At 49.7% G+C, this 24,095-nt stretch carries 19 protein-coding genes; 6 read left to right on the forward strand and 13 right to left on the reverse strand.

Going from position 1 to position 24,095, the window contains the following annotated elements:
* Window positions 1–6: 6 nt before the first annotated feature.
* The 8 genes from C7U56_RS09690 to C7U56_RS09725 form a co-directional block, all read right to left on the reverse strand.
* Complete coding sequence (locus C7U56_RS09690) at window positions 7–3,483, reverse strand: DNA polymerase III subunit alpha (protein WP_107001047.1); 3,477 nt, start codon at window positions 3,481–3,483, stop codon at window positions 7–9.
* A gap of 137 nt (window positions 3,484–3,620) precedes the next feature.
* A complete protein-coding gene (locus C7U56_RS09695) occupies window positions 3,621–3,875 on the reverse strand; it encodes an HPr family phosphocarrier protein (RefSeq protein ID WP_107001048.1) in 255 nt (84 codons plus the stop codon).
* Between the two features lie 113 nt (window positions 3,876–3,988).
* Window positions 3,989–4,945 (reverse strand): DNA-binding protein WhiA, encoded by a 957-nt coding sequence (whiA, locus tag C7U56_RS09700; RefSeq protein ID WP_022359301.1) that lies wholly within the window; start codon window positions 4,943–4,945, stop codon window positions 3,989–3,991.
* A 16-nt stretch (window positions 4,946–4,961) separates the two neighbouring features.
* The gene (gene rapZ / locus C7U56_RS09705) at window positions 4,962–5,837 is read right to left on the reverse strand and encodes an RNase adapter RapZ (protein WP_107001049.1); all 876 of its coding nucleotides are present in this window, start codon (window positions 5,835–5,837) and stop codon (window positions 4,962–4,964) included.
* Between the two features lie 40 nt (window positions 5,838–5,877).
* On the reverse strand, window positions 5,878–6,792 hold the full coding sequence (gene murB / locus C7U56_RS09710; RefSeq protein ID WP_107001050.1) for a UDP-N-acetylmuramate dehydrogenase: 915 nt from the start codon (window positions 6,790–6,792) through the stop codon (window positions 5,878–5,880).
* Window positions 6,793–6,888: 96 nt separating this feature from the next.
* Window positions 6,889–7,815: an HPr(Ser) kinase/phosphatase gene (gene hprK / locus C7U56_RS09715; RefSeq protein WP_022359298.1), complete on the reverse strand. Its 927-nt coding sequence runs from the start codon at window positions 7,813–7,815 to the stop codon at window positions 6,889–6,891.
* 40 nt (window positions 7,816–7,855) lie between these two features.
* Window positions 7,856–9,733: an excinuclease ABC subunit UvrC gene (gene uvrC / locus C7U56_RS09720; protein ID WP_107001051.1), complete on the reverse strand. Its 1,878-nt coding sequence runs from the start codon at window positions 9,731–9,733 to the stop codon at window positions 7,856–7,858.
* Window positions 9,734–9,845: 112 nt separating this feature from the next.
* Window positions 9,846–10,439 carry a DUF1653 domain-containing protein gene (locus C7U56_RS09725; RefSeq protein WP_022359296.1) on the reverse strand — a complete coding sequence of 198 codons (594 nt, stop codon included), beginning with the start codon at window positions 10,437–10,439 and terminating at the stop codon, window positions 9,846–9,848.
* A 674-nt stretch (window positions 10,440–11,113) separates the two neighbouring features.
* On the opposite strand from C7U56_RS09725, the gene C7U56_RS09735 reads away from it, so the two are divergent.
* Complete coding sequence (locus C7U56_RS09735) at window positions 11,114–12,592, forward strand: DUF1846 domain-containing protein (protein WP_022359314.1); 1,479 nt, start codon at window positions 11,114–11,116, stop codon at window positions 12,590–12,592.
* Between the two features lie 138 nt (window positions 12,593–12,730).
* Here the strand turns inward: C7U56_RS09735 and ftsH are convergent, their stop codons facing one another.
* The gene (gene ftsH / locus C7U56_RS09740) at window positions 12,731–14,863 is read right to left on the reverse strand and encodes an ATP-dependent zinc metalloprotease FtsH (protein ID WP_107001053.1); all 2,133 of its coding nucleotides are present in this window, start codon (window positions 14,861–14,863) and stop codon (window positions 12,731–12,733) included.
* 558 nt (window positions 14,864–15,421) lie between these two features.
* Between ftsH and C7U56_RS09745 the strand changes: the two genes are divergently transcribed.
* From C7U56_RS09745 to C7U56_RS09755, 3 genes are all read left to right on the forward strand, one after another.
* Window positions 15,422–15,925 (forward strand): GNAT family N-acetyltransferase, encoded by a 504-nt coding sequence (locus tag C7U56_RS09745; RefSeq protein WP_107001054.1) that lies wholly within the window; start codon window positions 15,422–15,424, stop codon window positions 15,923–15,925.
* 58 nt (window positions 15,926–15,983) lie between these two features.
* Entirely contained in the window at window positions 15,984–16,223 is a 240-nt protein-coding gene (locus C7U56_RS09750) for a hypothetical protein (RefSeq protein WP_107001055.1), read from the forward strand.
* 562 nt (window positions 16,224–16,785) lie between these two features.
* On the forward strand, window positions 16,786–17,349 hold the full coding sequence (locus C7U56_RS09755) for a DNA-deoxyinosine glycosylase (RefSeq protein WP_107001056.1): 564 nt from the start codon (window positions 16,786–16,788) through the stop codon (window positions 17,347–17,349).
* On the opposite strand, the gene C7U56_RS09760 is transcribed toward C7U56_RS09755, so the two are convergent.
* Window positions 17,346–17,492, reverse strand: a complete 147-nt coding sequence (locus C7U56_RS09760; protein ID WP_243017769.1) for a hypothetical protein — start codon at window positions 17,490–17,492, stop codon at window positions 17,346–17,348. The two genes, C7U56_RS09755 and C7U56_RS09760, sit on opposite strands and share 4 nt — an antisense overlap.
* A 142-nt stretch (window positions 17,493–17,634) precedes the next feature.
* Between C7U56_RS09760 and C7U56_RS09765 the strand changes: the two genes are divergently transcribed.
* Together C7U56_RS09765 and C7U56_RS09775 are read left to right on the forward strand one after the other, a co-directional pair.
* The gene (locus C7U56_RS09765; protein WP_107001057.1) at window positions 17,635–18,615 is read left to right on the forward strand and encodes a radical SAM protein; all 981 of its coding nucleotides are present in this window, start codon (window positions 17,635–17,637) and stop codon (window positions 18,613–18,615) included.
* Between the two features lie 1,178 nt (window positions 18,616–19,793).
* On the forward strand, window positions 19,794–20,738 hold the full coding sequence (locus C7U56_RS09775) for a DUF5688 family protein (RefSeq protein WP_107001059.1): 945 nt from the start codon (window positions 19,794–19,796) through the stop codon (window positions 20,736–20,738).
* On the opposite strand, the gene C7U56_RS09780 is transcribed toward C7U56_RS09775, so the two are convergent.
* From C7U56_RS09780 to uvrB, 3 genes are read right to left on the reverse strand one after another with little or no spacing between them, the layout of a single operon-like run.
* Entirely contained in the window at window positions 20,692–21,138 is a 447-nt protein-coding gene (locus C7U56_RS09780) for a threonine/serine exporter family protein (RefSeq protein WP_227589434.1), read from the reverse strand. The genes C7U56_RS09775 and C7U56_RS09780 overlap by 47 nt on opposite strands.
* Entirely contained in the window at window positions 21,135–21,905 is a 771-nt protein-coding gene (locus C7U56_RS09785) for a threonine/serine exporter family protein (protein WP_107001060.1), read from the reverse strand. Before C7U56_RS09785 ends, C7U56_RS09780 begins: the two co-directional genes overlap by 4 nt.
* A 17-nt stretch (window positions 21,906–21,922) precedes the next feature.
* Window positions 21,923–23,914: an excinuclease ABC subunit UvrB gene (gene uvrB / locus C7U56_RS09790; protein WP_107001061.1), complete on the reverse strand. Its 1,992-nt coding sequence runs from the start codon at window positions 23,912–23,914 to the stop codon at window positions 21,923–21,925.
* Window positions 23,915–24,095 lie beyond the last annotated feature (181 nt).

Genomic DNA, 24,095 nt, shown 5'->3' on the forward strand with positions numbered 1-24,095 from the left:
TAACACTTATGAAGAAATCTTCCCCAGCGGCTTCTCCACCACCTTGACGTTCTTCTCGCCCAGCATCTCGCTGAGCGTCGTCACCAGCGCCTCGCCTGCCCGCACATTCCAGTTGCGCGGCAGAACCTTTTTCGCGCGCTCACGTCCCAGGTAAATGATCACGGTGTCATTTCCATCACTTGTTTTCAGGAGGTCGAGAAGTTCTTTCTCTCCCGCCAGATACGCGTCCTTGTCCGCATACTGAATCCACAGCTCGCGCGGCACCTGCGAAAATGGGATAATCTGCTCGCAGATCAGTTTTCCGACCGGCTCATCGCCGACCGATGCGCGCCCGCGGATAAAGACTTTTTCATCCTTGATCAGCATATCGCGCCGTTTTTCATAATCCTTCGGGAATACCAGCACTTCCACACTTCCCGCCAGATCTTCCACCGTCAGGAACGCCATCATCTTGTTATTCCGGGTCGTCTTAACCGTTTTCTCGGTGATCATTCCGCCGATCGTCACATACGCGCCGTCGTGAATCACCGCCGAACCGGTCTCCTCATCCACAACAAAATCGGAGCTCTTCGCCGTCACATTTTTCTCCCAGGTGCCGATATATTCCTCCAGCGGATGCCCGCTGACGTAGACGCCCAGCATTTCTTTCTCGTATGCCAGATATTCTTCCCTCGAATACTCTCCGACATTCGGAAATGTGATCTGAAAACTCTTCTTGTCCTCTTCCGCTGCAAAATCAAAGAGCGACATCTGCCCTTCCATCGTATTTTTCTTCTCTTTATTCTTCTGATCGACCATCGAGCCGCAGACCATACATTTCTGCTTGCGGGTTCCCGGCAGCCCGTCCATCGCACCGGATTTGATAAAGCTTTCCAATGTGCGCTTATTGACCTCCCTGCCCGACATCCGGTCAATGAAATCTTCCAGCGAGCGGAATTTTCCATGTTCGGTCCGTTCCCGCACAATCTCATCCACCACCGACTGACCGATACTCTTGATCGCCGATAAACCATAGCGGATCGCGCCGTCCGAAACAGAGAAGCCGCCCTCGCCCTCATTGATATCCGGCGGCATGATCTTCATACCCATCTGACGGCAGCTCATGATATATTCCGATACCTTCGTAACATTATCCTTGACTGAGGTCATCAGCGCCGCCATGAATTCGACCGGATGGTAATATTTCAGATATGCCGTCTGGTAGGAGACAACCGCATACGCCGCCGCGTGCGACTTGTTGAAGGCGTATTTCGCAAAATCGATCATCTCATCGTAAATATGGTTCGCCGTCTTCTCGTCGATCCCATTCGCAATACAGCCCTTTACGCCCTCTTGTGCATTGCCGTAGACGAAATTCTGGCGTTCTTTCTCCATGACTGCCGCTTTTTTCTTTGCCATCGCACGGCGCACCAGGTCGCTTCGTCCCCAGGTATAGCCAGCCAGATCGCGCACGATCTGCATAACCTGCTCCTGATAGACGATACAGCCATAGGTCGGCGCCAGAATCGGTTCTAACTGCGGGCACTCATAGGCAATCGAAGCCTTGTCATTTTTGCCTTTCAGATAACGTGGAATGAAATCCATCGGACCCGGACGATACAGGGAAATACCGGCGATCAGATCCTCCAGGTTTTCCGGCTTTAACTCTTTCATGAATCCTTTCATGCCGGAACTCTCCAGCTGGAACACACCGTCATTTTTGCCGGTTCCAATCGAATCCAGCACCTTTTTATCGTTGTAATCGATCTTATCTATATCAAGCGGTTTTCCGGTCGTTTTCTCCACCAGGCGAACCGCATTCTGGATAACCGTCAGGGTTCTAAGACCCAGGAAATCCATTTTCAGAAGTCCCAGCTCTTCCAGCGTCGTCATCGTAAACTGGGTCGTGATCGAACCGTCAGATGCCCTGGACAACGGCACATACTCATCGACCGCCGCACGGCTGATGACAACCCCCGCCGCATGCATGGAGGTATGTCTCGGCAGCCCCTCCAGACGTTTACTCATGTCGATCAGATATTTGACCGAATCATCCGACTCATACGCCTCACGCAGATCCGGACTGGCTTTGAGCGCCTTGTCTAGCGTCATGCCGAGATCACCCGGAATCATTTTTGCGATCGCATCACACTGTGCATACGGCATATCGAGCGCGCGCCCCACGTCGCGGACGACACCCTTTGCCGCCAGCGTACCGAAGGTAACAATCTGCACGACGCGGTCTTTTCCGTATTTCCGCACGACATAGTCGATCACCTCCTGACGCCGTTCGAAACAGAAATCGACGTCGATATCAGGCATGGAAACTCGTTCCGGGTTCAGGAAACGCTCGAAAATCAGCTGATAGCGGATCGGATCGATGTCCGTGATCTCCAGACTGTACGCGACGATACTGCCCGCCGCCGAACCACGTCCCGGACCGACCATGATACCGTTTGATTTTGCAAAATGGATAAAATCCCACACAATCAGGAAATAATCGACATATCCCATCGAATGGATAACGTCCAGCTCATAGCTCAGGCGCTCCTGCAGCGTCCCATCGTCGTTCGGGTAGCGCTTGTGAAAGCCCTCCCCGCAGAGCTTCTGCAGATATTCCCAGGACGTATATCCGTCCGGGACATCATACTGCGGCAGCTTCGTCACGCCAAACTCGATCTCGACATTGCACCTCTCGGCGATCTTGTGCGTGTTGTCAAGTGCTTCCTGTGCATACGGAAACAGCGCACGCATCTCCTCCTCGGATTTGACATAGAACTGCCCGCCCTCATAGCGCATCCGGTTCTCGTCCGTGACTTTTTTGCCCGTCTGGATACAGAGCAAAATATCGTGCGATTCCACATCTTCTTTATAAATATAGTGGCAGTCGTTCGTCGCCACCAGCGGAATCTGCAGTTCCTGGCTCATCCGCATCAAGCCCTGGTTGACCGTCCGCTGCGCCGGGATGCCGTGATCCTGCAATTCCAGAAAGAAATTGTCCGGTCCAAAGATATCGCGGTATTTCTGCGCCGACTTGCACGCTTCCTCATACATGCCTCTCGACAAATACCTTGGGATCTCGCCCGCCAGACACGCGCTGAGTGCAATAATGCCTTCATGGTAGGTTCTCAGCACCTCGTCATCCACACGCGGTTTATAATAAAATCCCTCGACAAAGCCCTTGGAGACGATCTTCATCAGATTCTGATAGCCGGTATTATTTTCCGCCAGCAGAATCATATGATAATAGCGATCCTCGCCGCTTCCCGCCTCCCGGTCAAAACGCGATCCGGGCGCCACATAGATCTCGCAGCCGATGATCGGCTTGATCCCATTTTCCCTGGCTGCCCGGTAAAAATCGATCACGCCGTACATGACGCCGTGGTCGGTAATCGCCAGACTGTCCATCCCCAGTTCCTTCGCCCGGGCGGTCAGTTCTTTTATTTTACTCGATGCGTCAAGCAGACTGTACTCTGTATGCACATGCAGATGTGTAAATGCCACCTTTTTCCTCCCATTCAGATCTTTTAAGGGACTGCCGTTTCCCGCGAAACGACACCCCCTCGTCTATCAAAGCTCTTGTTTTGTGTAACTGTTACATCCCCTGTCTCTTTCCGAAAAACGGTCAGAAATCTGGATTTCTACTGATTGCTCAGATATTTCTCAATTCCCTCGATCGCACTCTCCTCGTCGCTGCCATCAGCCGTTACCTTTACGTGCGCGCCCTCTGCCAGTCCCAGCGTCATCATGCCCATGATGCTCTTTGCATTGACGCGTTTTTCTTCACTTTCCACATAGATGCTGCTCTCATACTGGCTTGCCACCTGCACCAGCATCGCCGCAGGACGTGCCTCCAGACCTGAACTCAAACCAATTCTGATTTCCTTACTTGTCATAATATCCTCCTCATCGAGCCCCGCTCGAAAAAAACGGCAAAATCCGCTGCCACTACTGTATCGCACGGAATTTTCCATCCGGGAAATTCCTGCCTGTGAACAATAACCTAACTTTACTCGCCCCGCTCTTCGCGGAGGCTTTCAGCTACTGCACTTATCTTTCTGAGCCTGTGATTGACTCCCGATTTTCCAACTGGATGGCTCAGATTCTCCCCCAATTCCTTCAAGGTCGCATCCGGCATCTCCAGACGGACCTGTGCTACCTCTGAAAGAAGCTCCGGCAAGTAATCCAGCCCGACCGTATCACGGATGTATGTGATGTCCGCAAGCTGCTTGACTGCCGCCGAAACAGTCTTATTGATATTGGCAGTCTCGCAGTTGACCTGACGGTTGACGCTGTTTCGCATTTCTTTCAGGATCCGGATATTTTCCAGCTCCATCAATGCCACATGCGCTTCCATCAGTCCCAGAAGTTCCACAATCTGACTGCCTTCTTTTATATATACCACATAATACTTCTTTCTGACAACTATTTTTGCATCGATGTCGAATGTCAGAATCACATTCTGAAGCTGCACCGCCTTTTCAAGCGACGCGCATACGATCTCAAAATGATAAAATTTCTCCGGATCGCTTAAGGATCCGGCTGCCAGAAAAGCGCCCCGGATAAATGCCTTCTTGCAGCACGCATTCTGAATCACCAGATTCCGCACCACCGAAAGGTTTTCCCCGACATTTCCCTGCGCATCCACCATCTTGACCGCCTCCAGCACCCGGAGTGCATTTTCGTGATCGCGCACCAGAAGCGTATAAGAACGGCTCTTTTTTAAAAATGCATTGCGCCGGATCGAAATGTCCGCCTTAATATTAAATGTATTTTTCAATAATGTAAAGTATTTTCGTGCAACCGCTACGTTTTCCGTGTGGATCCGTATGCTGAAATGATCCTCTTCATCGATATGAATCTTGCCGCAAAGGCTCAAAATCGCCGCCAGCTCTGCAATCTGGCAGTGCCTCGCCTTACTCAGCTGATGCGACAGCTCTTCCTTTACCCGGGCTGAAAATGACAAAGTCCTCTACCTCCGTTTACCCTTTTGTCCGGTTATCCATCTCTATGTCCCGATGTTCCAGTTTAAGCCCTATTTCCGAGTGCTCCTTGAGGCGCTCATAGAGCCGGTTCGCCACCGTAACTGAACGGTGCTTTCCACCGGTACATCCGACTGCTATGACAAGCTGATTCTTTCCTTCTTTTACATAGTACGGAAACAGAAAGTCAATCATGTCATAGAGTTTATCCAAAAATACGTCTGCCGTCCCGCCGCGGCGCACAAAGTCCTGCACCGCCTTCTCATTGCCGGTATGGCTTCTTAAATTCTCATCATAATAAGGATTCGGCAGAAAACGGACGTCAAACACGAGATCCGCGTCCGACGGAATCCCATATTTAAAGCCAAAACTTAAGATCGTCACAAAGAGGCTGGAAAAGCGCTCGCGCCCCATGAAAATCCGTTCCAGTTCCGCCTTGAGCTCCCGCGTCAGAAGCGTGCTGGTGTCCAGAATATAGTCCGCCCGCTTTTTCAGGAAATCGAGTTTCAGGCGCTCTTTCGCAATACCGCGGTCCAGCCGCTCTTTTCCTGCCAGCGGATGGGAACGGCGCGTTTCCTTATATCGCTTGATCAGCACCTCATCGCTGGCATCCAGAAACAGGATCTCATACGGGAACTGGATGTTATTCCAGTCATTCAGTGTTCCCTCCAGCTGTGCCAGCTCGTCGCCGCTGCGGACATCGATTCCCAACGCTGCACAGCTTACCTCCCCGCTGCTGCTCTGCACCAGCTCCGCAAATTTTCCCACCAGCGGGATCGGGAGATTGTCAACACAATAAAATCCCATGTCCTCCAGCATTTTCAGTGCCGCCGTCTTTCCGGCTCCCGACATACCGGTTACGATCACAAGCCACATATTGTTCCTCCCTTTTCCATACTCTATATACCTTAATATCTTAAAAGCCCAGCATCTTTACTTCCGTCTCCAGTTTCACCCCAAACTGCTCATACACGCGCTTCTGCACCGTCCCACACAGCCCCGCGATGTCCGAAGCCGTCGCATGGTCGCGGTTGATAACGAAACCACAGTGTTTCTCCGACACCTGTGCGCCGCCCTCCTGATAGCCGCGAAGTCCGGCATCTTCGATCAATTTTCCGGCGAAATAGCCCTCAGGGCGCTTAAAGGTGCTTCCGGCACTGGGATATTCCAGCGGCTGTTTTTCCCGCCGTTTGGCTGCCAGTTCATCCATCCGCACCCGGATCGCTTCCGGATCACCTTTCTCCAGACGGATCCGCGCCGATAAAACGATATATCCGCGCTCCGGGATGCAGCTGTGACGATAACCCAGATCCAGTTCTTCCGTTTTAAGCTCTTTTACCTCGCCGTCCGGCGTCATCACGCGCACAGATTCCAGCACATCCTTTAATTCTCCGCCGTAAGCGCCCGCATTCATGACCGCCGCGCCGCCCACAGTTCCAGGAATCCCGGCTGCAAACTCAAATCCGGTCATTCCATCCTTCTGCACCTCCCTGGCGGCACGCGAAAGCAGCACACCGGCGCCCAGCTCATAGACGCCCGGTTCGCCCTCCGGACGGACCACCTCTGTAAACTGGCTTCCCAGAAGGATCATCACGCCCGGATAGCCCGCATCACTGACAAGCAGATTGCTTCCATTTCCTAATATGTAATACGCTTTCTCTGCCTCCCGGCACGCCGCCAGCACTGCCGCCAGCTCTTTTTCGCCCTCCGGGGTCACAAAATAGCGGGCTGGTCCACCAGCCCGAAAGGTCGTATGTGCGCTCATCGGCTCCTGCTCCCGCACGGAAGCAGCGCCGATGGCATCACAAAGTTTCTGATAAAAATTAGACATATCTATTTTCCTTTATTCATTTCATAACGGCTCCATCCCTTGCAAGTCGGGATTTCCGCACTAAATCACACGAATCAGACTGCGTGAATCGTTCCATTAATCTCTTCTTGCCAGGTTCGCCTGTACCCGCTTGTACAGTTCTTTCGCCGCATTATATCCCATCTTCTTGGTACGATAGTTGACTGCCGCCGACTCTACGATGATTGCCAGGTTACGTCCCGGACGGATCGGGATTGAATGGCATACAATCTTGTTGCCAAGAAACTCGGTATACTGATCTTCCATGCCAAGGCGGTCATACTCCTTGTCCTTATCCCACTCTTCCAGCTTGATTACCATGTCAATCGACTGTGTATCCTTTACGCTCTCTACACCGAACAGCGTCTTGACATCGATAATGCCGATACCGCGAAGCTCGATGAAATGACGGGTAATATCCGGTGCCGAACCGATCAGGGTTTCATCGCTGACGCGGCGGATCTCGACCACATCATCGCTGACGAGACGGTGACCGCGCTTAATCAGTTCCAGCGCTGCCTCACTCTTGCCGATACCGCTCTCGCCCATAATCAGGACACCCTCGCCAAATACATCGACCAGTACGCCGTGAATGCTGATCATCGGCGCCATCTTGACGTTCAGCCAGCGGATGATCTCCGCCATCAGATCCGAAGTCGTCTTCTCCGATACCATGCACGGAACCCCATAATGGTTACACAGCTCCAGCACTTCCTCCTCCGGTGCCATGCCGCGGCTATATACCAGACATGGTATACCCGAAGACAGCAGTTTGTCAAACATTTCCCGGCGGCGTTGCGGAGTCAGGGTCGAGATATACGCATTTTCCACATAACCGATGATCTGCACACGGTCCTTGTCAAAATGGTCGAAAAATCCAGTCAACTGCAATGCCGGACGGTTCACATCCGCATGCACCAGCATAACATTGTCCGTCTCCAGCTCCGGCGTCATATTGCGAAGCCCCATCTTATCGATCAGTTCTGTTATCGTCACTCCACCCATACTTTTGTCTCCTTTTATTTTTACTATTGTCTACATCCTATCACATCTTCCCCTGCTTGTCATCACGGAAAAATATATAGACTGCCTCGGCGGCTGCCTGGTTCATCTGTGGCGCAGCTTCCAGCTCCTCCACGCTCGCCTCCCGGACTGCTTCGATCGTCTTGAACGTCCGCATCAGAGACTTACGGCGCGCTGGTCCGATGCCCTTGATATCATCCAGCACGGAGCGCACCTGCTCCTTGCCCCGGAGACTCCGGTGGTACTCGATCGCAAACCGGTGCGCCTCGTCCTGAATCCGGGTGATCAGCTGAAATCCTTCCGAATGGCGATCGATTGGAATTTCCACATTCTGATAATACAATCCCCTCGTCCGGTGGTTATCATCCTTTACCATGCCACAGACCGGGATTTCCAGCTGAAGCTCTCTTAATACCTCCAGCGCGATATTAACCTGTCCGCGTCCGCCATCCATCATCAGCAGATCTGGAAAACGCGTAAAACTTCCCATCGCCAGATCGCCGCCCTCGGCTTGCAGTTTCTTCGTCTCCTCCAGACCATGGGAAAACCGCCGCAGCAGCACCTCGCGCATCGAAGCGTAGTCGTTCGGTCCCTGAACCGTCCGGATACGGAATTTGCGGTAATCATTGCGTTTCGGACGTCCATTTTCGTAGACAATCATCGAACCGACCGACTCAAAACCGCTGATATTGGAAATATCGTAGGCTTCTACCCGCTTGATCCCCGAAAGCCCGATCCACGATCCAATCTGATTCATCGCCCCGATCGTCCGGAGCTCCTCGCGCTTGATCTTCTCCTTATCCTGGGAGAGCACCATCTTCGCATTCTTCTCCGCCAGCTCGACCAGCCGCTCTTTCTCGCCCATCTTTGGCACGACAAAGCGCACCTTCTGTCCCCGGCGCGCCGTCAGGAAGCTGGCGATAACCTCCGCGTCCTCTAACTCCTCCTGCACCCAGATCTCATGCGGCACAAACGGCGTTCCCGCGTAAAACTGTTTGACGAAGCTGTTTAAGATTTCTGCCTTGCTCTCCGAGCCGGTCAGATTCATATGGAAATGTTCCCGCCCAATAAGCTTGCCATCGCGCACGAAGAACACCTGCACAACCGCATCGCGCTCATCCTTCGCCATCGCGATAATATCCCGATCTTCCATGCTCTGGCTCGTAATCTTCTGCTTCTGCGCCACCTTTCTGACACTGTCAAGCAGATCCCGGTACTCAATCGCCTTCTCAAACTCCATCGTCTCGGACGCCGTCCTCATCTTTTCTTCCAGATATTTCATGACCGGCTCATACTGTCCATTTAAAAACCCGACCGCCTGCTTCACCGATTTCTGATAATCTGCCTGTGAAATATACCCCTGACATGGCGCGTCGCACTGGTGAATATGGTAATAAAGGCACGGACGGTCCTTTCCCATATCCTGCGGCAGCTTCCGGCTGCACGCCCGGATCCGGTATATCTTCCGAATCAGCTCGATTGTGTCTTTGACTGCTCCCGCGCTCGTAAAAGGACCAAAATACTTATTTTTATCCTTTTTCATCTGGCGTGAAAACAAGATCCGCGGGTACTCCTCCGAAGCCGTCACCTTGATGTACGGGTACGTCTTGTCATCCTTGAGCATCGTATTGTAGCGTGGGCGGTGCTCTTTGATCAGGTTGCACTCCAGCACCAGCGCTTCCAGCTCCGAATCCGTCACGATATACTCAAAACGTGCTATCTTCGAGACCATCTGCTTGATCTTCGCCGTCTTATCCCGGCTGCTCTGGAAATATTGGCGGACTCGGTTTTTTAGGCTGATCGCCTTGCCGACATAGATGATCGCGTCCTTCGCATCGTGCATAATATAAACACCCGGCTGCCCCGGCAGTTTTTTCAGTTCTTCTTCTATTTGAAACATCTCAAACCATCCTGTTTTCTAATCTGCTGCCACCACGTTTTCTTACGGCACTTTCGGTTTCAAAAGTGCCTACCCGTGAACAGTTACCCAGACTCTTCTGCCAGACAGCCGCTCACTTTCCATACCGCAGGCGCGGTGCATCATACCTCTGCTGCATCCGGATGCACTGACGGATCGCGTCCAGCTCTTCCTCCACGCTTCCACCGACCGGATTCATATCCAGACAGAAGCAGAGACTGTCGAGATCACGCTTGTCCACCTTGCCGCTCATTCTCTGGAGCACTTCCAGCCTGCCCTCGGTCGTTTCCTGATCCAGAAATTCTGCCACAAGCGGATGCAGCTCCGGTTCCTCCTGCGGTATGTCCCAGGAATGAGTGGCTGCGTCAGACATTTTCGAACGGCGTACACCTTCATTTACGACATGAGTCGTTCTGGTTGTCCTTATTTCCTGCTGTTTCGAATTTTCCCACGGACCCGCCGCAATCCGCTCAAACCGGTATCTCTGCGCCGCCTCCGGATATTTTACCCGATCTACCTCTTCCATAAACATAGAAAGCGGTCTAACCCAGACGCCATATTCTCCATAGAGCGCCTGATAGACAACCATCTTTTCCCCCGTTTCCGAGTGGGTTGCCACCGCCAGAATCTGATATTCTTTATTTTTAAAATGCCGGTACCGCTCGCCCGGCTTTGGAATTTCCCGCATGAATGCTGATACCTCCTTAAAACATCTCGCTACGTGTTCACATTATATCACGATTCGCCGTTCGCCTTAAATCTGCAAGCAGCTTTCTGGCTCACTTGCGCTCATTATATCATAAGAACGTATTCTCACCCGTCCACTCACGAACCCGCGCTATCGCGCTCCACCGCCCTGCTTCGCATGGCTGTTCGTTCGTTAATGGCGCAAGAAAAGAATATGTCTGCTTCGCAGCCGCATTCTTTTCTTCTGCGCTCATTATATCACATTTTGTATGCCCTTTTCTGTTTTTTATCAATTTACATCCAGATTTTCTTTCCTCCATCCCCATCGCCTGTACACAAAAATTTTCGCCAGAAAATATTACATTTCCGAAAACCAAATCCGTCATTTTTCCGATTTTAAATTTTTTTTATTTTCCCTCTACTCAAATAGACTTTTTTGTAGGATAATAGAACTAATTGTGATTCTTTGCGGTCTGCTGTGCTGCGTTCATTTCACACAAAGAGCATCGACATAAACAACTGCGAATGGCAGTCTGTGCCGGACATGGACTGTGACCTGGCGGCGCAATCATCCATACAAACATATGATTTTCATCCCACCAGATGGACACCGGCATCTGCCCCCACCGCGATACCGGTATTCTGTGCGGGACGAAACTAAGAACGGAGGATTAGATGAAAATCGGTTTTGACAACAACAAATACCTGAAAATGCAGTCGGAACATATCCGTGAGCGTATCAACCAGTTCGGTGATAAGCTCTACCTCGAATTTGGCGGAAAACTGTTCGATGACTACCACGCATCCCGGGTTCTTCCGGGCTTTGCACCTGACAGCAAGCTGCGGATGCTTCTGCAGTTAGCGGATCAGGCGGAGATCGTCATCGTCATCAGTGCTGCGGATATCGAGAAAAACAAAGTACGTTCCGACCTTGGCATTACTTACGACGTAGACGTACTCCGTCTGATTCAGTCCTTTACCGACAAGGGACTCTATGTTGGAAGCGTTGTAATCACCCACTATTCCGGGCAGAACACTGCGGATGTCTTCAAACACAAGCTCGAATCCATGGGCATCAAGGTTTACCGCCACTACACCATCGACGGTTATCCGGGCAATGTTCCGCTGATCGTCAGCGATGAAGGTTATGGTAAAAATGATTACATTGAAACCAAACGTCCACTCGTTGTTGTCACCGCGCCGGGACCGGGAAGCGGAAAAATGGCAACCTGCCTTTCCCAGCTCTACCACGAGAACAAACGCGGCGTCAAGGCTGGATATGCCAAATTTGAGACCTTCCCGATCTGGAATATCCCGTTAAAGCACCCGGTCAACCTGGCATACGAGGCAGCGACCGCTGACTTAAACGATGTCAACATGATCGATCCGTTCCATCTGGAGGCTTATGGTGTAACAACGGTCAACTACAACCGTGACATCGAGATTTTCCCGGTTCTGAGCGCTATTTTCGAGGGAATCTACGGCGAGAACCCGTACAAATCCCCGACTGATATGGGCGTCAACATGGCAGGAAACTGTATCATTGACGACGAAGCCTGCTGCGAAGCATCCCGTCAGGAAATCCTGCGCCGCTACTATCAGGCATTAAACCGCGTTGTCAAAGAGGATGTCGGCAAAGAGGAAGTTTATAAGATCGAACTTCTGATGAAGCAGGCAAAACTGACCACCGATATGCGCAAGGTTGTTCCGGCTGCCCTGAAACGCGCCGAAGAAACCGGTGCTCCGGCTGCTGCCATCGAACTTCCGGACGGAACCATCGCTACCGGAAAGACAACCAACCTGCTCGGCGCTTCCGCTGCCCTGCTTCTAAATGCTGTCAAGGTACTTGGCAATATTCCGCACGATGAGCACCTGATCTCCCCGATCGCGATCGAGCCGATCCAGAAGCTGAAAGTCGAGTACCTCGGAAGCCGCAACCCACGTCTCCACACCGATGAAGTTCTGATCGCGCTGTCCATGTGCGCCGCTACCAACAAACACGCGCAGATCGCCCTGGAACAGCTTGAAAAGCTGCGTGGCTGCCAGGTTCACACCTCCGTCATGCTGTCGGAGGTTGATATCAAGACCTTCAAACGTCTCGGCATCGAACTGACCTCCGAGCCGGTATATGAGCACAACCGCCTGTACCAGTAATTGATATAATCCTATATAAATAACGGCTGTATCTCAGCAAAACAGAACTCATAGATTTTTCAATATATGGATTCACATTGCTGAAATACAGCCGTTCTATTTACTGTATAAATATTTCTTTTATGCTATACATCACTTTTATTTCCGGTCGAACGAGCTTCCACCGCGCATCTCATCCTCATTTGGACTCTCTGATGCTACAGCTTCTGCCGATTCCGGTGTTTCGTCTGCCGGTGCTTCATCCGCCGGTTTTCCTTCCAGCTTCTGCTGGTTCTGTGAGTTTTCCGCGTTCGTTTCCTCCGCAGTCTTTACCGGCTGCACCTCATCGCCTGTCTTCTCAGCCTCCGGCATCTCAATCCGGTCCTCGCCTTCCTGTTTCTTTTCCTCCAGCTCCGGAATTCCCTTTACCTCATGGAAAATCTTCATGAACTCTTTACCGGTGATCGTCTCTTTCTCAATCAGGAACGCCGCAATCTTATCAAGCGCCTCGCGGTTTTCACTCAGCAGGCGTTTTGCCTCCTCATAAGAAACCTTCAGAATATGCATGACTTCCTGGTCAATCTCTGCCGCCGTCATATCACTGCAATTCAGGACTGTTCTCCCGTTCAGGTACTGATTTTCCTGGCTTTCCAGTCCCATCAGACCAAACTTCTTGGACATACCGTACTGGGTTACCATCGCACGCGCGATCCGGGTTGCTTTTTCAATATCATTTGACGCACCTGTCGTTACCGTATCAAAAACGATCTCCTCAGCCGCACGTCCGCCTAAAAATCCGACCAGCATCGCGCGGATTTCCTTCTCAGTATTTAAGTACTTCTCTTCCTCCGGCACCTGCATGACATAACCGAGCGCACCCATGGTACGCGGCACAATCGTGATCTTCTGTACCGGCTCCGAATCCTTCTGCAGGGCGCTGACCAGCGCATGACCCACCTCATGATACGAAACAATCTGGCGCTCTTCCTGGCTCAAGATGCGGTCTTTCTTCTCTTTGCCGACCAGAACCAGCTCAACTGCCTCAAATAAATCCTTCTGGGAAACGGCTTTCCTGCCATTCTTAACGGCTGTGATCGCCGCCTCGTTCATCATATTGGCTAGATCCGCACCTACAGCGCCAGATGTCGCCAGCGCGATCTCCTCGAAATCAACCGTCTCATCCAGTTTTACATCCTTGGAATGTACCTTTAAAATCTGCACACGCCCCTTTAAATCCGGCTTATCCACGATAATCCGGCGGTCAAAACGTCCCGGGCGAAGCAGCGCCGGATCCAGAATCTCCGGGCGGTTCGTCGCCGCCATGACTAAAAGACCCTTGGAGGAATCAAATCCATCCATCTCCGAAAGGAGCTGGTTTAACGTCTGCTCACGTTCATCGTTGCCGCCCAGACGGGAATCACGACTTTTACCGATCGCATCCACCTCATCGATGAAAATGATACACGGAGCCGACTGCTGCGCCTGCTTGAACAGGTCACGCACACGGGATGCGCCGACGCCGACAAACATTTCCACAAAATCCGAACCGGACAGAGAGAAAAACGGAACCTTCGCCTCTCCAGCTACTGCCTTGGCAAGAAGTGTTTTACCGGTTCCTGGCGGTCCGACTAACAGCGCACCCTTTGGCAGTTTCGCACCAATCTTCGTATATTTTCCCGGGTTATGCAGGAAATCAACAATCTCCGTCAGAGACTCCTTCGCCTCATCCTCGCCTGCCACATCCTTGAACGTAACACCGGTCTCTTTCTGTACATATACTTTGGCATTGCTCTTGCCGACACCCATTATGCCGCCTCCGCCGCCCATGCGCTTCATCATCATATTGAAAATGACGAACATCGCTGCAATCGGAAGCACCCACTCAAGCAGAAGCATGATAATACTGCCTGTCGCGTCCACTTCTGCCTGTTCATAGGTCGTAACACCAGCTTCATCCAGCTTCTTCTCCAAATCCGGATCGTTGATCGGAATCGTGTAGTACTCCATTCCTACCAGATTTCCGTATTTGCCCTGGCTGCCGCCATATTTCTTCGAATCTTCCTTCGGCGTGATCTGAATCTTTCCATTGCCAATCACAACCGATTCTACCTCGTGATCCTTAAGCATCTGATTAAACTCGCTGTACGGCATCTTGTGCGTGCGGCTGCCCTGCCAGAGGTTGTGCATCATCGCCACGCAGAGAAGCGTAAACAGCATCGTCATGATCAGCACTGCATAATTCTGACCGCGGGGATTTTTTCCATTTTTATTCTGGTTTCCCTTATTATCCATACACTTTCTCCATTCTGTGTCACTGTACATCCGGAATCTGCCACATCAGGTTACTCAAAAGCTCCTCTAAATCTGCCGCATCTGCTTCTCATCCGGCTTCATGCCCGCTTTTCTTCCCCGTCAGCGCACAAATTTCTGCGTACTCTTATCCATTATAGTGGCAGATTGCCTATAAATCAAGAAGTGAAAATATTAAAAACTTGTGAACTCCTTATAAAATATAGGTGTTTTCTCTGCATATATGAAATGCCATCAAAATCATCCGCTGTGTATCTCTTCCCGATACAGTTACCTTGTCACAGTTATTCGAAAAATTGCTTTTTAAAAAGTCCCTATTTACATTTGTGTGTCTGATGTATCAACAGTATAATGATACATTTCACGAATTGCGTATGCAATTAGAAAATCAAGTAGTCCAAATTCCATAAAATGAAATTTTAGGGCAAATTACAGACATTGGCTTGGCTGTAGTATTTTTAAACAACGTGTGTTAGACTACTGTTATACAAATCGGGATTGACCGAACTCTTTGAGAAAAATAGGAGGAAGCAGCTTTTTATGTTGTACTTAAAATCAGCCAATTTGGAAGATATTGAAAAGGAATACGAATTTATTACTAATACCCCTTCCAATGAAAATGGATTTACGAATTTTGCGTCTGGATGTTCAAGAAAGGAATTTGAAATAAAAATATTACCTGGTTATATTAATGCTGAAAAGGGAATTGATCTGGCTGATGGATGGGTTCCAGAAACGGATTTTTTCTTATGGGATGATGAGAAAATAGTAGGCTTATTTCGCGTGCGTCATTACCTTACTCCTGCACTTGCAAACGGAGGAGGCCATATAGGATATGGAATAAAGAAAGAATTCAGAGGCAAGGGATACGCCTCGGAAGGGTTGAGATTGACAATCGAAAAAGCCTGGCACATTATTAAAGAAGACGAAATATATATGTCTGTTCATAGGGATAATATGGCATCTTTGCGTGTGCAGATTAAAAATGGGGCCTATATTCATCACCAAGATGAAAAAGAGTTTTATACCAGAATAAAACGATAAATTCCCGTTTATTGGGAAGTCACAGAGAACGAAAAATCGGAATTTGGAGGTGATTTAAATGGAAAACAAAATTGTAGGTGCTATTTTCTGTTTCATGTCAGCAGTTTTAATTTCTGCACGATATATTTCTGCTGCGATATTTATGAGTGGAGTAGCTTCGTGGAATGCCACTTTATTTGCAGCAGGTCTTGAATATGTAGGTCCTTTTTTAGCAATAGCGGCTGGTATTGCGTTTATTATTGGAATCCTGTTTCTGGGATATGGGCTGTATCAGGATATTAAAAAGATAAAGAAGTAGAACAATTCCAGTTTGTCAATTACAGGTGACATTGAAAGAGTCAGCCCATTCAAGGTGCTGGCTCTTTCAAAAATTCCATTCTAATAAATTGCATGATAACTTAGAGTAAAAATGAATACCCATTAGCCGGAAATGAATAGAAAACGAATAAAAGTGTGGTGTTTCGTATAATTATGAGTTAGTATGCATCAGACACACTTTTGTAAAAAGGGAGTTTCAAAAAAACATTCTATCATTTTTGATCTATGATATAATGTGAACACTTGACGAGATATTTTCGAGTCTAGTGAGAACATATACCTGACCACTTAATGAGGTGTTTCACGAATTTAGTGGTCATGGTATAATGAGCCCAGAAGAAAAGAATGCGGCTGTAAAGCAGACATATTCTTTTCTTGCGCCATTAACGAACGAACCGCCCTGCGAAGCAGGGCGGTAGAGCGCGATAGCGCGGGTTCGTGAGTATCATGTCCATGTACCAAATGAAGCCAGATCAAAGTCGAAAATTGATTTCGTATTTATTATAATTGACAACAATAATCCGCAAAAAGGAGATTCCACCATGCCATCCCACATCATCCACCCAATCCCACCTGTTTTTGACGCCGACTCCCGCATCCTGATCCTCGGTTCCTTTCCGTCGGTCAAATCCCGAGAAAGCTGTTTTTTCTACGGGCACCCGCAGAATCGTTTCTGGAAGCTCTTAGCACGCCTGCGAAAGGAAGACGTTCCATCCTCCATCGAGGAAAAGAAGGAATTTCTGCTGCGGAACCACATCGCCGTCTGGGACACCATCCATAGCTGTTCCATCGAAGGATCCAGCGACAGTTCCATCCGCGATGTTGTTCCAAACGACCTCGCCTCTATCCTGGATCACGCTTCCATCCAGGCGATTTACACAAACGGCGGGCTGTCCGGAAAAATGTACGACCGCTTCTGCCGTAAACAGACTGGCATTGAGGCAATCAAACTGCCATCCACCAGCCCTGCCAATGCCGCCTGGAACCTCGACCGGCTGACAGATGCCTGGAAATGTATCAACCAGATCCTGGGGGAACCCGGATCTGAAACAAAAAACACTGTTTCCGATGGCAACGCACGCGAAGCAAAAACACGCATCATCTAAACAAACACCATCTGCACCAGAATCATATAAAATACAGTTCCTGCCGGCCAATGACGCTTCTGTCCGATCCACTGTTCCGTAAAAATCATTACAAACAGTGCCGTCAGTGCAAAGTCCAGCCCTTTCGTATTAAATGTAATCACATTTGACACTGCTCATCTTTCTTAGTAGAATAAATACATTATAACGATCGATTTTTCGGATTCAACACAGATTTGAACTATGTAAAAAGCTTTGAAGGAATTACCTTTACAAAAAATCTTATAAAAAAAGGAAGCAAAACCTATGAACACATATATTCCCCTCCCCAATTCAAGTGCCGGCTCGCCTGTCCAGTTCTCTGAACCAGCCGCCTATTCCTACGAAAGCTGCCATTGCTGTCCGCGAAATTGTCAGATCAACCGCACCAAAAAACAGGGCTGGTGTCACAGCCCTGCCGGTATCCGGGCGGCACGCGCGGCGCTTCATCCGTGGGAGGAACCGTGTATCAGCGGTCTGCACGGAAGCGGTACCATCTTTTTTTCCGGCTGCACGCTGCGCTGCTGTTTCTGCCAGAACTACCAGATCAGCAGCGAAGGCTTTGGAAAAGATATTTCCGGAACGCGCCTGGAGGAAATTTTTCTGGAACTGCAGGCACAGGGCGCGCACAATATCAATCTGGTGACGCCGACGCAGTACCTTCCGTCGCTACTGCCCGTCTTAAAACGGGTCAAACCGCAGCTTTTCATCCCGATCGTCTACAACTGCGGCGGTTATGAGACGCTGGAGGCGGTTGATGCGCTGGCTCCCTATATCGATATCTGGCTGCCGGATTTAAAATATTACTCTTCCGAACTGTCCGCCCGCTATTCCGCCGCCCCGGACTATTTTCCGGTCGCCTCCGCAGCAGTCAAACGGATGATCAAGCACACCGGTCCGCTGGTATTGGAAGATTTCTCCGAAAATGGCCAGGCCTGCCAGCTCATGAAGCGCGGCGTGATCCTGCGGCATATGGTTCTTCCAAAACACAAAGACGATTCCATCCGCCTGCTCCACTGGATTCACGACAACCTCCCGGAGGGGCATTTTCTGGTAAGCCTTATGAGCCAGTACACCCCCTTCTACCAGAGCAACAAATATCCGGAAATCAACCGTCGCATCACAAGCTACGAATACCAGAAAGTCGTCGATGCCGCGATTGAGCTGGGACTCACACAGGGCTTTATGCAGGAAAAAAGCAGCGCGAAAGAAGAATACACGCCGCCGTTTGAGTTGCAGGGGATTTGATATTTATATAAGAAAAAATCCTTCTTGATACTTTTCCATGAACCAGAAAAAAGGGTATCGATAAATTGACATTTTATCGATACCCTTTAAACTATCTCGTCCATTGGATGATACCTCTTTCTTTGAACTTTTCCTTTATTCAATTTTGATTCCTTTTTCAACAATTTCTGAATCGTTCAATCTTATTTTTTCTTTTTCCACTTATCTATCTCTCTTTTAAAAAACGCTTCTTTTTAATGATACTTTCTCGTCATATCACTAAACCGAATCCTGTTTCTAAATATGTATGATAGATGATTGACTGATTTTTACTTGTTGATTTTGGTTTTCCTTTGTTCAATTTTTTTATTAAAAAATTGAACCAGTTTTATGTTTTCGGTGGAATCAGCTCCCTTCTTTTTTTGTTTTATTTCTTGTTTCTTTTGATGGTTTTATTCTAATACATATGTCGCATTTTGTCAATACCAATTTTGTATTTTCTTGTTATTTTTCAGTTTTATCTTCATCACGAATGCCAGCTATTAGTTTTCGTCTCGCAGTCGCGCCATCTTATCTCTTTATTTACCATCGTTCACACATTATGAGCATCATGCAAACTGTTACTGGGAACGTATGCGTGAACAGCAACAAATCCGCAGTTACTGTACACGCATACGTGTCCAGTAACGAAATTTGCCGTGGCTTCGCATTTAAATACGGCAAATTCCTGCTGCCACCACGTTTTCTTACGGCACTTTCGGTTCCAAAAGTGCCTACCCGTGTACAGTAACAATCCGCAACCAGAACTTCACTTTTTTCCCTGTTATTTTTCTTGCCAATCTTCCCATTTTCCAGTATAATCATGATATCGGTGCATTTGGCACCTGCTTCTTTATATGCAGGCAATTTTTTCACATCTTACTGGTTCCTGCGATTCTCATGTTCAGTTTTTTCGATGATTTCCATGACTATTTTCATACTTACGCACTCAAAAGGTAAACGCTAAATCTCTGAACTTTTTATTTATTTTTTAATCACTAAGCAATCTTTCTTCACATCTCAAACTTCATGACTGCTTCTTGATTTGATTCCTTAAAACTTATTCACACGGGGAAACTGTTTCTCATCTTGCTGAAATTCATAACCTACATGAGCAAGCGGACATCCCCTATCTGCAATTTTATTTCAGGAGGTACTTTATGGTCTATGAAACTTTTTTGAAAACAATCCAGTCGATGGTGCAGACGCGCCTCAATAAAAAAGCCAACGTCTCCCTGCGGCGGGTTCTGAAAAATAATGGACTGATGCTCGACGGGCTGAGCTTTACGAAACCCGGCTCACGGTTATCACCGACTGTCTATCTGAACGCCTACTATAATGAAGCGGAGGAAGGGATGCCGCTCTCCATTATTACTGATCAGATCCTGATGGTGTATGAGACAAATCCAGGATTTTCGGAGGATATCTGCGAGGAACTGCGCGATTTTGATGCCGTACGCGGCCGGATTGCCTACAAATTGATCCACGCCGCTAAAAATAAGGTGCTTCTCTCCCACGTCCCACATATTCCGTATCTCGATCTGGCGATCGTTTTCTATCTGATCCTCACTGACAATGATGAGGGGCAGATGACGACCCTGGTACACAGCGACCATCTTGCCCTGTGGGATATTTCTCTGGAAGAGCTCGGCATACTGGCGGAAGAAAATACACCTCGCATACTGCCGTACCACATCAGCTCCATCGAATCCACCCTCAATCAGCTCGAAATGGAGGACATCGTTGAAACGGAAGCTCTTCCATCGGTCGCTCTCTACGTTCTGACAAATTCGCGCGGCATCAACGGCGCTGCCTGCATGCTCTATCCCCGCGTCTTAAAAGAGTTTGCCGAAAGCCTGGGCGAAGATCTGATTATCCTTCCATCCAGCATCCATGAAGTGCTTCTCACTCCCAGCAGCGTCTCCCTTCCGCCGGAAGAACTCAATGAAATGGTTCAGGCGATCAATCAGTCGGATGTGCCCGCTGAAGACCGCCTGTCAGATCATATTTATTATTTTAGCAGGATTCAGGGCTGTCTCTACCTGCCGCCCAGTTCCACTACGACGCTTTATTCCGGAGCAGACGGAACAGTGAATCCACAATAAAGATGGCAACCGCCATCGCCCCCGCTATCTGGATCGTCTGGATCAGATAAAAATTGTACCATTTTGTCTGTCCCTGTATCAGAAAATAGACGCTCCGGTAGATCGATGCGCCCGGCACCGTCGGCAGGATTCCTGCCACCAGAAAGATCGTGACGGGCGCTTTTAACACGCGTGCAAATACCTGGCTCAGCAGAGCCGCTGCCAGACTGGAAAAAAATGCCGCCGCCACCTGCGAGGTTCCCACCTGCATTGATACCAGGTACGCCAGCCATCCGGCACCTCCGGTAATGCCCGCATAAACCAGATATTTCCGCGGCATATCGACCAGCAGGGAAAAACCAAAAACCGCCAGAAATGCCCCCACGCTCTGGATCATCAATTCTCTTATCATCTCTGTCATACCGATCCTCCCGCCAGCCGGACTGCCACGATCGCCAAACCGACGCCCGACGCAACCGCCAGCGCCACCACGACTGCCTCCGCCATCCGCGCGACTCCCGAACTGTAATCTCCATTCAGCGTATCGCGGATTGCTGCCGTAAATGTGACCCCAGGCACCAGCGGCATGATTGCGCTGATAATCACTACATCCAGGCTCATTCCCAGAAATGCCCCACGGCGCAGCAGATACGCCGCAACCGCCAGTGCAAACGAGCCAAGTGCATTTTGACAGAAATCATTCAGCATAAGGTTGGACGCCGCCCGCAGGACAAACGCAAGAACGACTCCCACGACAGCCGCCACCAGGCATTCGCCCGGACCGCCTCCAAACATCACCGCAAAAAATCCCGTCGTTGCCGCATAGCCAATGCATTTCTTCCAGAATCCGTATAATGTCGTATTAGCAATCCGATCCAGTCGTTCCTGCGCCTCCCCGACGGACAATTTTCCGCTGCAAAATTCCCTTGAAACATTGTTTACCTGATAGATGCGGTTCAAATTCGTTGCCCGGTTTTCCACCCTTTTTACCAAGGTAAGCGGCGGAAGTGATGCATCCGCAATCGTCGCCACGATCCCCGTCGTCACGACAAACACATCTGCCCGTGCAATCCCTGAATGCTTTAAAATACGGTGAATCGTGTCCTCCACACGGTAGACCTCCGCTCCGCTCGCCAGCATGATCTCCCCCGCCCGGACCGCCATCTCCATCAGCGCGCCATATTCCATACCAACCACCCTCTGATTTACGAATTTTCCAAATCCAGCAACATTTTCTTGACCTCTACCATACGGTCACGCAACACGACCGCTTCCTCGAAATTCAGCTCGGCTGCCGCCTGATTCATCTTCTTCGTCAGTTCCTTTACGAGTTTTTCTAATTCCTGGCGATCCATCGATTCCAGATCCTTCGTTACCTTATTCGTAACCGATTCGGCTGCCTGCGAGATCGTGATCAGATCCCGGACAGCTTTCTTGATCGTCGTCGGCGTAATGTGATGTTCCTCATTGTACGCCTGCTGAATCGCGCGTCTTCGCTCCGTCTCCTCGATCGCCGCACGCATCGAATCCGTGATCGAATCTGCATACATGATAACATGCCCCTCGGAATTTCGCGCTGCTCGGCCGATCGTCTGAATCAGAGACGTTTCCGAACGCAGGAATCCCTCTTTATCCGCATCCAGAATCGCCACCAGCGCAATCTCCGGGATATCCAGACCCTCACGAAGCAGGTTGATGCCGACCAGCACATCGAAGACATTCAGACGCATATCCCGGATAATCTGGGCGCGTTCCAACGTGTCAATATCCGAATGCAGATATTTGACGCGGATTCCCGCATCGCGCATATAGTCGGTCAGGTCTTCTGCCATCCGCTTTGTCAGCGTCGTAACAAGCACCTTAAACCCTCGATCCACCTCCCGGTTGACCTCCGAAATCAGATCGTCGATCTGTCCCTCGACCGGTCTCACCTCAATCGGCGGATCAAGAAGTCCCGTTGGACGGATCACCTGCTCTGCCCGCAGAAGCTCATGATCCGCCTCATACTCGCCCGGTGTTGCTGAAACGCAGAGAATCTGATCCAGTTTGCTCTCAAATTCTTCAAAATTTAACGGTCGGTTATCCAGCGCCGACGGCAGGCGGAAGCCATATTCCACCAGCGTTTTCTTGCGCGACTGGTCGCCCGCGTACATCCCGCGCACCTGCGGCAGCGTGATGTGCGACTCGTCCACAATTACCAGAAATTCATCCGGGAAATAATCCATCAGCGTACACGGCGGTTCTCCCGGTTTCGAACCAATCAGATGGCGTGAATAATTCTCGATACCAGAACAGAAGCCTGTTTCCCGCATCATTTCCACATCAAAATTCGTCCGCTCCGCGATTCTCTGTGCCTCCAGAAGCTTATCCTCACTCTTAAAGTAAGCGACCTGCTCCTTCATTTCCTCTAAAATATTGTTTGCCGCAATCTCCATCCGCTCTTTCGGGATGACATAATGCGATGCCGGGAAAATCGCGATATGTCCCAGCTGCGCCTTGATCTCGCCCGTCAGCGTGTCAATCTCTGTGATCCGGTCTACCTCATCCCCGAAAAACTCAATCCGGTACGCATCGCCGCCCGAATACGCCGGGTATACCTCCAGCACATCGCCGCGCACCCGGAACGAACCTCGCTTGAAATCCATGTCATTCCGGCTGTACTGAATGTCGATCAGCTTGTGAATGACCTCGTCGCGGTCCTTCTCCATGCCCGGGCGCAGGGAAATAACCATGTTTTTATAATCGATCGGGCTTCCCAGACCATAGATACAGGAAACCGATGCCACAATAATCACATCCTGCCGCTCCGACAGCGCCGCCGTCGCTGAATGCCGCAGCTTATCGATCTCGTCGTTGATGGAGGAATCCTTCTCGATATATGTGTCCGTGGACGGGACGTAAGCCTCCGGCTGGTAGTAGTCATAGTAGCTGACAAAGTATTCCACCGCATTATTGGGAAAAAATTCCTTCATTTCTAAATAAAGCTGGGCTGCCAGCGTCTTATTATGTGCAATAATTAACGTCGGCTTATTCAGCTTCTGAATCACATTTGCCATCGTAAACGTCTTGCCAGAGCCCGTTACACCCAGTAATGTCTGGAACTGATTTCCTTCCTTGAAGCCCTCCACCAGCTTTTCAATCGCCTGCGGCTGGTCGCCGGTCGGGCTGTATTCTGATACCAACTCAAAATGATCCATTGCTTTCTCCTGATTTGATATAATTCACAAATAAAGAATGTGCCTTTTTGTGTAATAGGGGATTCCAAGGAATTTCCTAGTACACAAAAAATCCCATTAAGTATTTCTATTATACCAAATCCACCCATGAATGTATACATAAAAGCAAAACAAATCAGTACAAACGTTCGATTTCAGATAA

The sequence above is a fragment of the Clostridium fessum genome (genome assembly GCF_003024715.1).
GTDB classification, from domain to species: domain Bacteria; phylum Bacillota; class Clostridia; order Lachnospirales; family Lachnospiraceae; genus Otoolea; species Otoolea fessa.